Genomic DNA, 12,921 nt, shown 5'->3' with positions numbered 1-12,921 from the left:
CGATTCAGGAGACTTCACGATGAAACCCACCGCACCCAACCCCGCATCGCTCGGCCTTGCGGCTTTCGCGCTGACCACCTGGCTGCTCAGCATGATCAACGCAGGCTGGTTCAGCGGCGGCTCGCTCGGTCTCGTGCTCGCCGTCGCGTTCGCGTTCGGCGGCAGCATGCAGATCGTTGCCGGACTGATGGAGATTCCGCGCGGCAACACGTTCGGCGCCACCGCGTTTCTGAGCTATGGGGCGTTCTGGTGGTCGTTCGGGCTGTTTGCGTTGTTCCTGCACGAGCAGGTGCCGGCCGCGTTCGTCGGCTGGTATCTGCTGTTGTGGGGCGTCTTCACGTTCTATATGTGGATCGCGACGTTCCGCTCATCGCGCGCGCTGCAGTGCGTGTTCGTCGCGCTGTGGGCAACCTTCTTTCTGCTCGCGGCCGGCGAATGGCTCGGTTCGGCCACACTGCGGCACGCGGGAGGCTATGGCGGACTGCTGACCGCGCTGCTGGCGTTCTATCTGTCGGCGGCGGAGATCATCAACGAGTCGTTGGGCCGCACCGTGCTGCCAGTCGGCGCGAAACCCGGGCTCGTCAAAATGGAAACGGTCGGCGCCGCGGTGGTGACGCGTTTTGCGGAGTGACTGATTGCGCGCATTCAGCGCTTCACGAAGCCCGTCGCGAATCCGGCATGCGCGGCGGGTTTTGTCGTCTGGCCGTGCTCATTCAGGCGCGCAGTTCGCGCTCGATCGTGCAACGGGGCGCCATCCCATGCCCCTTGGCTTTGCCACGTCCCCGGGACGGATACCACTTGTGGCACGCACACGTCCCAGCATGATGCCGATCACCGTTTCGATCTGCCTCGCCTAAGCGGTACGGCTTTCGTTCTCACCGAGCTTGCTGGTCATCGGGGTTCCCTGCCGCTTGCGTCGCGCCCGCGCGTTCGTGCGTCGCCCGTTCGACGAGCGCGCGAATGCGCCCGCTCAGACTGTCGCGCAGCGTGTCGTCGAGCGCGTTGCGCAGCCAAGCCGCGGGGGCCGCGTCAGTGTGCGCGTCGTCCACCGAGCTGAGCTTGTCGCGCACCCACGTCGTCACCTCCTGCGCGACGCCGTCGAACACGCCAGCGGCGAGCGCCGCGAGCAGCGCGATCTGATCGGCGACGCGCAACGCGTTGAAACGCGGCTGCGTGAGCAGCGCGCGAATCCGCTTGCCCCGCTCGATCTGCGCGTTGACGCGTGCGTCCGCGAGACCGCCGAAGCGGCTGAACATCTCCAGTTCGAGAAACTGCGCGTAGTCGAGCCGCAAGCGGCCCGCGACGTCGCGCAGCGCCGCATGCTGCGCCTTGCCGCCGACCCGGCTCACGCTCAGGCCGACATCCACGGCGGGCCGCTGGTTCGCGGCGAACAGCGCGGCGTCGAGCACGATCTGTCCGTCCGTGATCGAGATCAGGTTGGTCGGAATGTAGGCCGACAGATTGCCGGCGTCGGTCTCGGCGATCGGCAGCGCGGTCAGCGAACCGCCGCCGAGCGCGGGCGACAGTTTCGCCGCGCGTTCCAACAGTCTCGCGTGCAGATAGAAAATATCACCGGGATACGCCTCGCGTCCGGGCGGCTCGCGCGTGAGCAGCGCGAGTTCGCGATGCGTCGCCGCGTGCTTGGTCAGGTCGTCGATCACGATCAACGCGTGCTGGCCGCGATCGCGAAAGAACTCGGCGATCGACACACCCGCGAACGGCGCGATCCATTGCAGTCCGGGCGGCGCGGCCGCCGAGGCGACGACGAAGATGCAGCGCTCGAACGCGCCATGCTCGCGCACGGCGTCGATCACCCGCTGTACCGCCGTCGCGCGCTGCCCGACGGCGACATACACGCAGATCACGTCGCTGTGCTTCTGATTGACGATCGCCTCGACGGCGAGCGAGGTCTTGCCCGTCGCGCGATCGCCGATGATCAGTTCGCGCTGCCCTCGCCCGATCGCGAACAGCGCGTCGACGACGAGCACGCCCGTCTGCAGCGGCTCGCTGACGAAGTCCCGCTCGATGATCGCGGGCGCCGCGCGCTCGACAGGCAAACGCGTGACGGCACCGAGTGCCTCGCCGTCATCGAGCGGCCGACCGAGCGGATCGACGACGCGGCCGAGCAGCGCGTCGCCGACCGGCACGTCGAGCACGCTGCCGGTCCCCACGACGCGCATGCCGGCCCGCACCGCGTCGCCGCTATCGAGCAGCACGACGCTCGCGCTCGCCACGTCGAGCGAATGAATGAAGCCGCGCACGCCGCATTCGAGTTCGACGACCTCGTCGAGCGCGGCGTCGGGCAGACCCGACACGAACGCGATGCCATCGGCGATCTGTTCGACGCGGCCGATGCTCGCCGCCCGCGGTTCGAGCGCGACGCGCGCGAGCGCGGCGCGTTTGCGCGCGAGCCACGCGTCGGCGGTGTCAGCGCGCGTGGCCATCGTCGCGAAGCAGTTCACCGTGAATCTGGTCGAGCTGATCGCGCCAGCTATTGCGCACCACGGCGTGCGCGCCCGACAGTTCGAGCCCCGCGAGCAGCGTGCGGTCGATGTCGGTATCGAACTCGAGGCGCTGTGCGAAGGCGGCCGCGAGCGCCGTTTCGCACGCGGCGCGCTCGTCCGGCGTCAACGCGCGCGGCGCGCTAACATGCAGCGGCACGTCCCCGGCAAGCGCGGCGCGCGCGCCGGGCGACAGCCGGCGCACGCCGTCCGCGAGTCCGTCGATGAACCCGGCAACGCGCAGGTCCTCGGGCGAGCGGTCGAGCAACTGGTCGAGCAGCTTGCCCGCGATGTCGACGGCGAGCTGCGCGGCCGCCGCCGACGCGGCTTCGGCCTGGGCCGCGCGCTCGCGCTGCCGGTCCGCGGCCGCCTGGGCGCGCAGCCGCTCGGCCTCGTCGTGCGCGGCGTCGAGCAGCGCCGCGTGCTGTGTGCGCGCGTCGGCCTCGATCGTCGCGAACGCCTGCGCGCGCTGCGCGGCGAGTTGCTCTCCTTCGGCCCGCAGCGCCTCGCGTTCGGCCTGCGCCGCGAGCTTCGCGGCGTTCGCGTCGCCGGTCAGCGCATTCGCGCTCGCCTGTCGCTCCGCGATGATCTTCGCGACCGGACGGAACAGGAAGCGCGCGAGCAGCCAGACCAGAATCAGCGCGTTGAGCGTCTGCAGCGCGAGCGTCGACCAGTCGATTTTCATCGCATGCCCTACTTGACGAACGGATTGGCGAACAGCAACAGCAGCGCGACCACGAGGCAATAGATCGCCATCGTCTCGATCATCGCGAGCCCGACGAACAGCGTGCGCGACAGCGTGCCCGCCGCATCGGGCTGACGCGCGATCGCGTCCATCGCGGCGGCGACCGCGCGGCCCTCGGCGAGCGCGGGCCCGATCGCGCCGAACGCCACGGCGAGCGCGGCGGCGGCGATGCTGACGATTTCGATGAGGTTCATGCCGGTCCTTTCTGATTGTCGTGAACGGCGGCGCGCGACTCGCCGACGGCGGCGCCGATGAATACCATCGCGAGCACCGCGAAAATGTAGGCCTGCACCGCGCCGGTCAGCAGATCGAGCGCCATCAACGGAATCGGCACGAGCAGCCCGGCCAGCGACAGCACGATGCCGACCACGAAGACGCCGCTCATCACGTTGCCGAACAGGCGCACCACCAGCGAAAACGTGCGCGTGATCTGCTCGACGACGTTCAGCGGAATCATCACCCAGGCCGGTTCGGCGAACGTCGCGAGATAGCCGCGCCAGCCGCGCGAGCGCACGCCGCACACGAGCGTCGCGGCGAGCACGACGAGCGCGAGCGAGGCATCCGTTTCCAGGTGCGCGGTGGGCGGCTCGACGCCCGGAATCAGCGACGACCAGTTCGCGATCAGCACGAACAGGAACAACGTGCCGATCAGCGCGCGATACGGCGCGGGCTCGGTCTGCATCGTGTCGCGGATTTGCGCGTCGAGCGTGCCGACCAGCAGTTCGAGCGCGGTCTGCGTGCGCGACGGCATGATGGACAGCTTGCGCGTGAGCCACAGCGAGACGACCGTCATGACCGCCATGATCACCCACGTGACGACCACGGGCGTGGTGATCACGAGCGGACCGAGGCGTACGAGCGGCTCGGTGACGAGCGGCGAATGAATCACGACGTCGCTCGCCGCATGCCGAGCGCCACACCGCGCGCCCACAGGAAACCGCCGATGCCGCCGAGCAACGCGAACGCGCCCGCTTTCGCCAGCAGGACGAATAAGGCGGCCGTCAGCGCGAGCCGCGCCAGTTGCAGCGCGAAGGCGCGCAGCACGCGTCCTCGCGCGAAGTACGCGACGTTCCAGCGCAGCGTCGCGAAGTGCAGCGCACCGCTCAGCAAGCCGACCGCCATTCCCGTGGCGGCAAGCGCGAGCGTGTCGGTGAAATGAAACGTGGTGGCGTCAATCACGACCTCTCCTTTGCTGTCGATGCATCCAGCGCCATGCGGACCATAGTCCGATGCCCGCGCCGATCATCAGAAGCGGCGCCGCAAAAAACACCCGCGTACCGGCGATGCGATCGAGCCAGCGCCCGAGCGCGAGGCAAAGCAGGATCGGCAGCACGATCGTCCAGCCGAGAATGCCGATCTGCCCGAGTCGTGCGCCCAGCGACGGCTCCGGATTCGCGCGCCCGGTCCGCTCGCGGCTCGCCGCGCGCTGCGCGGCTTGCGCGACGCGATCAGCGGGTTCGCCAGGTTCGTCGCGTTGGCCATCCGTTTTCCCGTTTGCCTTGCCGGCAGCAGGCCGCATCGTCATCCCGGTTCTCCACGTGTGGCTTGCGGGCGCAGATAGCGCAGCATCTGGCGCACGGCCTGCGCGTGCAGACGCGTCTGCTCCACGCGCGCGCGCCGCATCGCGTCGAGCTGCGCGGCACGCGCGCGGCGCACGTCCGCCTCGAGCGCTTCGAGCGAGTCGCCCTGCACCGCTTCGCGGCACGCAAGCGAGACGGCCGTGCCGTGCGACACGATCAGCACGCCACCATCGACGGCACAGTAATGCTCGCCGCCATCCGCCGTGCGCCAGCGCACCACCGATGCGCTCAACAGCGTGACCATGTCCGCATGCCCCACGCGCACGCCAAAAGCTCCGCTTTCATCCTCGGCGCGCAACGACACGACCGGCAAGCCATCGACCATGACGCGCGCCGGTGTCGCGATCGTCAGAGACAGGCCATGCTGGGGCATCGCACACTCCTCGTCACGCCGCGACGGCGCTCGCGGCCGCCGACCTGCCGCGGGCTTCGTTGTCGCGCGCCTCGTCCAGCGCGCCGACCATGTACAGCGATCGCTCCTGCCAGTCGTCGCACTCCCCGGCGAGAATCGCCTTGCAGCCGACGATCGTCCCGGCGAGCGCGACCGTTCTGCCGGGCTGTCCGGAGAACGCCTCGGTGACCGCGAACGGCTGCGTCAGAAAGCGCTGCAGACGGCGCGCGCGCTGCACGGCGCGCCGGTCGTCGATGCCGAGTTCCTCGATACCGAGCAACGCGATCACGTCCTGCAGCTCACGCTGATGTTCGAGTAGGCGTCGCACCTCGTTGGCGAGCGCCGCGTGCTCCGCGCCGACGACAAGCGGATCGAGCAGGATCGACGACGACGCGAGCGGATCGATCGCCGGATACATGCCCTCGGCGGCGAGCGCGCGCGACAGCACGATCATGCTGTCGACGTGCGAGGCGATCGTCGTCACGGCGGGGTCGGTGAAGTCGTCGGCGGGTACGTAGACGGCCTCGATCGCCGTGACCGCAGCGTTGCCCACCGACACGATCCGCTCCTGCAACGCTGCTACCTCGCTCGCGAGCGTCGGCTGATAGCCGACCCGCGACGGCATGCGCCCGAGCAGCCCCGATACTTCCGCCCCCGCCTGCACGAAGCGAAACACGTTGTCCATCAGCAGCAGCACGTTCTGGCCGCGCTCGTCGCGAAAGTACTCGGCGATCGTCAGCGCGGTGAGCGGTACCCGCCAGCGCGCGCCAGGCGGTTCGTTCATCTGTCCGTAGACGAGCACGGCGCGCGGCAACACGCCCGAGTCGCGCATGTCCGACAGCATTTCGTGCCCCTCGCGGGAACGCTCGCCGACGCCGGCGAACACCGACATGCCGCCGTAGCGCGCGGCCATCGCGTGAATCAGCTCCATCACGAGCACCGTCTTGCCGACGCCCGCGCCGCCGAACATCGCGGCCTTGCCGCCATGCGCGAGCGGCGTCAGCAGGTCGACGAACTTGATGCCGGTCTCGAACAGCCGCGTGGCGCCGCGCTGCGCCGCGAGCGGCGGCGGGGCGCGATGGATCGGCCTGCGTTCCACGGTCTCGGGCGCGGGCTCGCCGCCGTCGCGCATCACACCGGCGACGTCGAGCAGTCTGCCGAGCACCGCGTCGCCGACCGGCACCTCGATGGGGCCCGCGCCGACCCGCACGACGGCGCCGCGCGCGAGGCCCGCGGTGGCCTGCAACGCCAGCGCGCGCACCGTGCGCTCGCTGGTGTGCGCCTGCGCTTCCGCGAGGATCGAGGTCCCGTCCGGCCGCGTGATCCACAGCGCGGTATCGACTGGCGGCAGTTCGTGCGTGTCGAACTGGACATCGACGACCGCGCCGCGCACGGTGCTCACGCGCCCGCTTGCGGCGACCGTAGTCGTAGGCGGCGCGGTGTTTTGACGGGCTGCGCTCTCTGCAATTGGCACGTGGCGCTCCAACGATCAGTTGCAAACCCCTTCACGCTGACGAAACGTCCAGCATCAAATCGGGACCGTCTATGACGCTTCGATCAACACCTTCAGCGCGCGCGTGCTCGACGCGCGGGAGAACGTTTCGTAAGCCGAAAGAATATCGTCGAGCCGGAAGCGATGCGTGATCAGACGCGTGGGATCGATCCGCCCCGCCTTGACTGTCTTCATCAGCATCGGTGTACTGACGGTATCGACGAGTCGCGTCGTGATCGCGATGTTGCGATCCCACAGTTTTTCCAGATGCAGATCGCACTTGACGCCGTGCACGCCGATGTTCGCGATCGTTCCACCCGGCGCGACCAGCTGCTGGCAAAGCTCGAACGTCGGCGCAATGCCGACCGCCTCGATCACGCAGTCGGCGCCTACCGATTCGGTCAGCTTCAGCACTTGCGCGACCGCATCGGCACGCGCGTTGTCGATGCAAGCGGTCGCGCCGAAGCGGTGCGCGACCTCGAGCCGGTTCGCGTCGGGATCGATCACGATGATCTGCGCCGGCGAGTAGAACTGCGCGGTCAACAGCGCAGCGAGACCGATCGGCCCGGCGCCGACGATCGCCACGGTGCAGCCCCGCTGAACCTTGCCGTTGAGCACGCCGCACTCGAAGCCGGTCGGCAGAATGTCGGACAGCATCACGAGCGCCTCTTCGTCGAGGCCAGCCGGAATGCGGTACAGACTGCTCTGCGCATGCGGAATGCGCACATATTCGGCCTGCGTGCCGTCGATCCGGTTACCGAGAATCCAGCCGCCCGTCGTGCAATGCGAATACATGCCGCGCCGGCAGTAGTCGCAGCGGCCGCACGAGGTGATGCACGAGATCAGCACGTGATCGCCGGCGGCGAGCCCGCTCACCGCCTCGCCGACCTGATGCACGACACCGACGCCTTCGTGGCCGAGAATGCGGCCCGGTTCGCAGGTCGGCACGTCGCCTTTGAGAATGTGCAGATCGGTGCCGCAGATCGTCGTGCGGGCGACTTTGACGATTGCATCGGTGGGCGCCGTGAGTTCGGGTATTGGCCGTTCATCGAGCGACTTTTTGCCGGGACCGTGATAAACGAGTGCTTTCATGACGGACTTCTCCTATGGCCGGAATGAAACACGATGCGTGGCGGCAAACGTGTTCGCGCCTGAACCTGGTCGTGTCATGCGTCGGCTAGCGCCGGCGGGAACGTAATGTGTCACGCGCTTGCATCGTGTGCCCCAGCGTGGCGGGCGGCTTGATCTGGGTCAAGCACTACGAAAACAACGCCGACGCGTCGATGTCGGCCATTTTCTCGAGTTCTTGCAGATAGAGGCCGGGAAAGGAGCCCGCGCCTGCCTGCACATCGGCCGCGAAGAAGCTGCACGCGCGAGCACCTCGGTCACGTCGCCGAAGTCGGAGATGATGGCTGCGCGCGAACTGGGCGCGCGGCGGAACCAGAGTGGCGTCGGATTGCTCGACCTGATCGGCTCGGATGATCGCCCAAAAATCGAAGACATCGCTATATCACGGCATACGGTTTGCCGATATTGGAGGTTGCGGGGACGCATGCGCCGCGAGCAGCTGCTGATGACGTGCTTCGGTGGCGTCGTCGGCGGGGAACATGCATTCGATGCGCAACTCCTGCGCGGCCACGTTTTGCGGTGTGCCCACGGTCGTGACCATCGAGAAATAGCGCAGCACCACGCCTTCGCTGATGAAGCCGAGCGGAACCATCGGCAGCGTCGCGGGTGTCGCGGACGAGCCATGATGCGTCTTCCAGTCGCGCGGCACGTCGGGATACGCAAGCAGTTCATCGAGTAGACGCTTCGTGTTGGCGCCGATTACATGACCGACCGACTCGCGATACACGCGTTGCAGCAGACTTCGCGCGACCTCCTGCCAATCGGCGACGAACGGACGCATGCCATGTGGATCGAAGATCAGATGCAGCATGTTGCGCGGGCCTTCGCGCGCGGTCATGTCGATGAAGCAGTTGAAGAAGCGCGGGGCCGCGTCGTTGGTCATCAGCACGTCCCAGTCGCGGTCCATCACGAGCGCCGGAAACGGCTCATGCTGACGCACGACCCGTTCGAGCGCGCGAACCACGCCGTGCATTTCCTGCGCATTCCACGGTGCTTCCGAATAAATCGGTGCATAACCCGCGGCAAGCAGCAGCGCGTTGCGCTCGCGCAGCGGCACGTCGAGGGTCTGCGCGAGCGTCAGCAGCGTGTCGCGGCCCGGCACGCTGCGCCCGCTTTCGATGAAGCTGATCTGCCGCTGCGAGATGCCGGCCTCGAGCGACAGATCGAGCTGACTCACGCCACGCACGTCACGCCAATAGCGCAACAGACCGCCGAGATCGCCCGGCTGCACTTTCGGATCGTGACTCGTGACGTTCATGGTGTTGCCCTCCTGTTGATGCCTGAACGGGATCGCTTCAGCGCGCGGGCGCGTGCCACGCGAATTCGGCGAACTGCGCTTCGAGCGGCGGCTCGGTCACGCTGCCGGTGTAGTTCGTGATCGTCGACGCGGCGACCGCCGCAACCACCTCGAGAATCTGCTCCGCGCTGAAACCTGCCGCGAGGAAGCGTTGCCGGTCCTCATCGTCGAGGCGGCCGCGTTTTTCGATCAGCGTGCGCGCGAGCGTCGACAGCGCCGCGAGCCTCGTGTCGTCGGGCACGCCGCCGTGGCGGATCGCCTCGACATCGGCGCGACGCAGGCCCGCGTTCAAGCCGAGCGCGGTATGAAACGCAACCGCCCATTCGCTCGCGTTCGTCACGGCGTTGGTGAGCAGCAGCGTCTGGATCTCCGGTTCGGTCAGACTGCTCGCATGCACGCGCTCGAACAGGCCGATGAAGCCGTTGATCAGCACCGGTGAAGCCGCCATCTTGGCCGCGATGTTCGGAATCAGGCCGAACGCCTGTTGCAGTTTGCGGAGCACGGGTTTCGATTGCTCGGGAGCGGACTCGATCGTGTGAACGGGATAGCTGGACATGGTATCTCCTTGACTTTGCGCCATCGGAGCGACGGCGCGGTAGTCGAAGAGTAGAGGCAGCCGCGCGGCTCGCCAATTACATCGGATGTCATCGCCATGCACGATCGGCACTTCGATCGGCTCTTCGAAAACGCCGACCATCACGAGCTTGCCGTTCAGGCCGAGACCGCCGAGCGTCGCGGTCATCGCCTTGCCGCTCGTCACCGTGGCCAGTATCAGCTTCGCGCCGCCCAGTGCCTGCAGCTTCTCGGCGAGTTCAACATGGGACGCAACTCGGTGCAAGGCTGGCCCTCCGGCACCTCGGCCGATTCGCAGGACACGCTCGCGTTCAGCGCGCTCACCGGTGTCAAGCCGATGATCGAAGAGTATCCGCCGGCGCAGAAGCAGTGACGAGGCGAAGAAAAAGCGCGCTTGCCGGCATCCCGGCAAGCGCGCTCGATGACTTCGCAAATCCACCGTCAAAAACTGCGTCGACGTGGCAAAGAACCACTCGCCGGCACTGGCTGGATCAAGCCAGATCGAAACGATCCAGATTCATCACCTTGACCCACGCGGCAACGAAGTCGCGCACGAATTTCTCCTTGCCGTCCTCGCTCGCGTAGACCTCGCCCAAGGCGCGCAGCACCGAGTTCGAGCCGAACACCAGATCGACGCGCGTACCGGTCCACTTGACCTCGCCGCTCTTCGTGTCGGCACCTTCGAACGTTTCCGCGGCCTCCGACACCGGCGTCCATTCCGTACCCATGTCGAGCAGGTTACGGAAGAAGTCGTTGGACAGCGTTTCCGGCTTGCTCGTCAGCACACCTTCGCTGCCAGCGCCCACCTTCAGCACGCGCAGGCCGCCGATCAGCACCGTCATCTCGGGCGCCGTCAACGTCAGCAGTTGCGCCTTGTCGATCAGCAGCTTCTCCGCCGCCACCGGGAACTTGCCGCCCAGATAGTTGCGGAAGCCGTCGTGGACCGGCTCCAGCACCGCGATCGCCTGGACGTCGGTCTGCTCCTGCGACGCATCCATGCGACCCGGCGAGAACGGCACCGTTACCTGCTGCCCGGCGTTCTTCGCGGCCTGCTCGATACCGGCGCCACCTGCCAGCACGATCAGGTCGGCAAGCGAAATCTTCTTGCCGCCGGACTGCGCACCGTTGAACTCGCTCTGGATGCCTTCGAGCACCTTCAGCACCTTCGCGAGCTCAGCGGGCTGGTTGACGGCCCAGTCCTTCTGCGGTGAGAGCCGGATGCGCGCGCCGTTGGCGCCGCCGCGCTTGTCCGAGCCGCGGAACGTCGAGGCCGAGGCCCACGCGGTCGTGACCAACTGCGACACCGACAGCCCCGACGCGAGGATCTTCTGCTTCAGCGCCGCGACGTCCTTGTCGTCGACGAGCGGGTGATCGACGGCCGGAATCGGGTCCTGCCACAGCAGTTGCTCCGACGGCACTTCCGGGCCAAGATAGCGGGCGCGCGGACCCATGTCGCGGTGCGTCAGCTTGAACCACGCGCGCGCGAACGCGTCGGCGAACTCGTCGGGGTTGGCCATGAAGCGCCGCGAGATCTTTTCGTAGATCGGGTCGAGGCGCAGCGACAGGTCGGTCGTCAGCATCGTCGGCAGCACTTTCTTCGATGGGTCGTGCGCGTGCGGATACGTGGCCTGCGCGTCCTTCGCGACCCACTGGTTCGCACCCGCCGGGCTCTTCGTCAGCTCCCACTCGTGGCCGAACAGGCTCTGGAAGTAGCTCATGTCCCACTGCGTCGGCGTCGCGGTCCACGTGACTTCGATACCGCTCGTGATCGTGTCGCCGCCCCTGCCGGTGCCGAAGCTGTTGCGCCAGCCGAGCCCCTGGGCCTCGAGACCGGCACTTTCCGGTTCCGGACCGACGTTATCGGCCGGCGCCGCGCCGTGCGTCTTGCCGAACGTGTGGCCGCCGGCGATCAGCGCGACCGTTTCCTCGTCGTTCATCGCCATGCGGCCGAACGTTTCGCGGATGTCGACTGCCGCGGCGAGCGGATCGGGATTGCCGTCCGGGCCTTCCGGATTCACGTAGATCAGGCCCATCTGCACCGCGCCGAGCGGGTTTTCGAGGTTGCGGCCGGGCGGATCGGTACGGCTCTTTTCGGTGCCGTGCAGCTCCTCGTCGGCGACCAGCACGCCTTCGTCGTCTTCCCTGCCGGCCGCTCCCTTGCCGTAGCGCACGTCGCCGCCGAGCCAGGTTTTTTCATTGCCCCAGTAGACGTCCTGATCCGGTTCCCACGTATCCTCGCGGCCGCCGCCGAAACCAAAAGTCTTGAAGCCCATCGTTTCGAGCGCGACGTTGCCGGTCAGGATCAGCAGGTCGGCCCACGAAATTTTCTGGCCGTATTTCTGCTTGATCGGCCATAGCAGCCGGCGAGCCTTGTCGAGGCTCACGTTGTCCGGCCAGCTATTGAGCGGCGCGAAACGCTGCTGGCCGCGCCCCGCGCCGCCGCGGCCGTCGCCGATGCGGTACGTGCCGGCGGCATGCCATGCCATACGGATAAACAGCGGGCCGTAGTGGCCGAAATCCGCGGGCCACCAGGGCTGCGAATCGGTCATCAGCTCGGCGAGGTCTTTCTTGACCGCGGCGTAGTCGAGGCTCTTGAATGCCTCGGCATAGTTGAAGTCTTTGTCTAGCGGATTGGAGCGGTTCGAATGCTGGTTGAGCAGGTCGAGGCGCAATTGCTTCGGCCACCAGTCCCGATTGGTCGTCCCGCCGCCGGCGGTATGGATGAACGGGCACTTTGCTTCGTTTGACATGCGTTCTCTCCTTTGGAGGATGTCTCCGTTGTCGATCGGAGTCGGTGCCTGGGTACTTTCTCCAATCCCATGCAAGGTACTTGTTATGCGTTTGTCATCGTGTCAGGCTTGCGTGGCAATTTGACGACCCGAAACCCGACAGTCAGCCGAATGGCTCGGCAGTGCACTCATGAAATCCAGGGTCGAGGGCAACGCAGCCGATGTCCGTAACGGCTGACTCCGGTCGGCGCTCCACCCCTATTCGAATATAGGCGAGGACAAAGTTCAATAGAATTCGAATACGGCAATGCCACTAATAGACGGCGACTATAGCGGGCGCAAAACGAGCGCCGCCCTGCATCACTATATGCCGATCGATCGTCACCGCGTCGAAGCTTGAGCGCACCCGGCTGTTTTGCGCCAGGCGCAGCCGACTGTGTGATAGGGTTTCGCGTTTCGTCCGCAACAGAGTGGGCACTGCTTTC

The 12,921-nt window shown here is 66.9% G+C and carries 13 protein-coding genes and 2 pseudogenes; 2 read left to right on the top strand and 13 right to left on the bottom strand.

The genetic code is table 11. The annotated features are described in order from the left end of the window. Nucleotides 1-19 precede the first annotated feature (19 nt). On the top strand, nucleotides 20-631 hold the full coding sequence (locus F6X37_RS22395; protein ID WP_187612785.1) for an acetate uptake transporter: 612 nt from the start codon (nucleotides 20-22) through the stop codon (nucleotides 629-631). Between the two features lie 244 nt (nucleotides 632-875). Here F6X37_RS22395 and F6X37_RS22390 read toward each other — a convergent pair whose 3' ends face one another. The 12 genes and pseudogenes from F6X37_RS22390 to F6X37_RS38000 all read right to left on the bottom strand — a co-directional run. Further along, nucleotides 876-2,444, bottom strand: coding sequence for a F0F1 ATP synthase subunit alpha (locus F6X37_RS22390; protein WP_187612784.1), 1,569 nt, complete (start codon nucleotides 2,442-2,444; stop codon nucleotides 876-878). Further along, complete coding sequence (locus F6X37_RS22385; RefSeq protein ID WP_187612783.1) at nucleotides 2,428-3,186, bottom strand: F0F1 ATP synthase subunit delta; 759 nt, start codon at nucleotides 3,184-3,186, stop codon at nucleotides 2,428-2,430. Before F6X37_RS22385 ends, F6X37_RS22390 begins: the two co-directional genes overlap by 17 nt. An 8-nt stretch (nucleotides 3,187-3,194) precedes the next feature. After that, nucleotides 3,195-3,440: a F0F1 ATP synthase subunit C gene (locus F6X37_RS22380; RefSeq protein WP_090805166.1), complete on the bottom strand. Its 246-nt coding sequence runs from the start codon at nucleotides 3,438-3,440 to the stop codon at nucleotides 3,195-3,197. After that, complete coding sequence (locus F6X37_RS22375; protein ID WP_187612782.1) at nucleotides 3,437-4,135, bottom strand: F0F1 ATP synthase subunit A; 699 nt, start codon at nucleotides 4,133-4,135, stop codon at nucleotides 3,437-3,439. Before F6X37_RS22375 ends, F6X37_RS22380 begins: the two co-directional genes overlap by 4 nt. Next, nucleotides 4,132-4,425 (bottom strand): ATP synthase subunit I, encoded by a 294-nt coding sequence (locus F6X37_RS22370; RefSeq protein ID WP_311540827.1) that lies wholly within the window; start codon nucleotides 4,423-4,425, stop codon nucleotides 4,132-4,134. Before F6X37_RS22370 ends, F6X37_RS22375 begins: the two co-directional genes overlap by 4 nt. Then, nucleotides 4,418-4,771, bottom strand: coding sequence for an AtpZ/AtpI family protein (locus tag F6X37_RS22365; RefSeq protein ID WP_410451388.1), 354 nt, complete (start codon nucleotides 4,769-4,771; stop codon nucleotides 4,418-4,420). Before F6X37_RS22365 ends, F6X37_RS22370 begins: the two co-directional genes overlap by 8 nt. Further along, nucleotides 4,768-5,199: a F0F1 ATP synthase subunit epsilon gene (locus F6X37_RS22360; protein ID WP_187612781.1), complete on the bottom strand. Its 432-nt coding sequence runs from the start codon at nucleotides 5,197-5,199 to the stop codon at nucleotides 4,768-4,770. The genes F6X37_RS22365 and F6X37_RS22360 overlap by 4 nt, the downstream gene beginning before the upstream one ends. Before the next feature lie 13 nt (nucleotides 5,200-5,212). Continuing rightward, the gene (atpD, locus tag F6X37_RS22355; RefSeq protein ID WP_410451387.1) at nucleotides 5,213-6,691 is read right to left on the bottom strand and encodes a F0F1 ATP synthase subunit beta; all 1,479 of its coding nucleotides are present in this window, start codon (nucleotides 6,689-6,691) and stop codon (nucleotides 5,213-5,215) included. Nucleotides 6,692-6,760: 69 nt separating this feature from the next. Further along, the gene (locus F6X37_RS22350) at nucleotides 6,761-7,801 is read right to left on the bottom strand and encodes a zinc-dependent alcohol dehydrogenase family protein (protein WP_187612780.1); all 1,041 of its coding nucleotides are present in this window, start codon (nucleotides 7,799-7,801) and stop codon (nucleotides 6,761-6,763) included. Between the two features lie 418 nt (nucleotides 7,802-8,219). Further along, nucleotides 8,220-9,095 carry a helix-turn-helix domain-containing protein gene (locus tag F6X37_RS22345; protein WP_187612779.1) on the bottom strand — a complete coding sequence of 292 codons (876 nt, stop codon included), beginning with the start codon at nucleotides 9,093-9,095 and terminating at the stop codon, nucleotides 8,220-8,222. 37 nt (nucleotides 9,096-9,132) lie between these two features. Continuing rightward, on the bottom strand, nucleotides 9,133-9,690 hold the full coding sequence (locus tag F6X37_RS22340; protein ID WP_187612778.1) for a carboxymuconolactone decarboxylase family protein: 558 nt from the start codon (nucleotides 9,688-9,690) through the stop codon (nucleotides 9,133-9,135). Nucleotides 9,691-9,792: 102 nt separating this feature from the next. Continuing rightward, nucleotides 9,793-9,948 (bottom strand): annotated as a pseudogene (locus tag F6X37_RS38000) (alcohol dehydrogenase); the annotation flags it as partial. Here F6X37_RS38000 and F6X37_RS22335 point away from each other — a divergent pair. Continuing rightward, a pseudogene (locus tag F6X37_RS22335) lies at nucleotides 9,937-10,062 on the top strand (alcohol dehydrogenase); the annotation flags it as partial. The pseudogenes F6X37_RS38000 and F6X37_RS22335 overlap by 12 nt on opposite strands. A gap of 136 nt (nucleotides 10,063-10,198) precedes the next feature. Here the strand turns inward: F6X37_RS22335 and katG are convergent. Beyond that, nucleotides 10,199-12,457, bottom strand: a complete 2,259-nt coding sequence (gene katG, locus F6X37_RS22330; protein WP_187612777.1) for a catalase/peroxidase HPI — start codon at nucleotides 12,455-12,457, stop codon at nucleotides 10,199-10,201. Nucleotides 12,458-12,921 lie beyond the last annotated feature (464 nt).

This window comes from Paraburkholderia sp. 31.1 (assembly GCF_014397645.1).
Taxonomy (GTDB): domain Bacteria; phylum Pseudomonadota; class Gammaproteobacteria; order Burkholderiales; family Burkholderiaceae; genus Paraburkholderia; species Paraburkholderia tuberum.
Note: the sequence above shows the minus strand (reverse complement) of the source record. Positions and strands in the feature narration are given on the sequence as shown.

What these genes read in the sequence shown, in the direction of transcription:
- F6X37_RS22390 (WP_187612784.1), bottom strand. Translation starts at nt 2,444, where the DNA reads ATGGCCACGCGCGCTGACACCGCCGACGCGTGGCTCGCGCGCAAACGC.
- F6X37_RS22365 (WP_410451388.1), bottom strand. Translation starts at nt 4,771, where the DNA reads ATGACGATGCGGCCTGCTGCCGGCAAGGCAAACGGGAAAACGGATGGC.
- F6X37_RS22385 (WP_187612783.1), bottom strand. Translation starts at nt 3,186, where the DNA reads ATGAAAATCGACTGGTCGACGCTCGCGCTGCAGACGCTCAACGCGCTG.
- F6X37_RS22340 (WP_187612778.1), bottom strand. Translation starts at nt 9,690, where the DNA reads ATGTCCAGCTATCCCGTTCACACGATCGAGTCCGCTCCCGAGCAATCG.
- F6X37_RS22350 (WP_187612780.1), bottom strand. Translation starts at nt 7,801, where the DNA reads ATGAAAGCACTCGTTTATCACGGTCCCGGCAAAAAGTCGCTCGATGAA.
- katG (WP_187612777.1), bottom strand. Translation starts at nt 12,457, where the DNA reads ATGTCAAACGAAGCAAAGTGCCCGTTCATCCATACCGCCGGCGGCGGG.
- F6X37_RS22345 (WP_187612779.1), bottom strand. Translation starts at nt 9,095, where the DNA reads ATGAACGTCACGAGTCACGATCCGAAAGTGCAGCCGGGCGATCTCGGC.
- F6X37_RS22395 (WP_187612785.1), top strand. Translation starts at nt 20, where the DNA reads ATGAAACCCACCGCACCCAACCCCGCATCGCTCGGCCTTGCGGCTTTC.
- F6X37_RS22380 (WP_090805166.1), bottom strand. Translation starts at nt 3,440, where the DNA reads ATGAACCTCATCGAAATCGTCAGCATCGCCGCCGCCGCGCTCGCCGTG.
- F6X37_RS22360 (WP_187612781.1), bottom strand. Translation starts at nt 5,199, where the DNA reads ATGCCCCAGCATGGCCTGTCTCTGACGATCGCGACACCGGCGCGCGTC.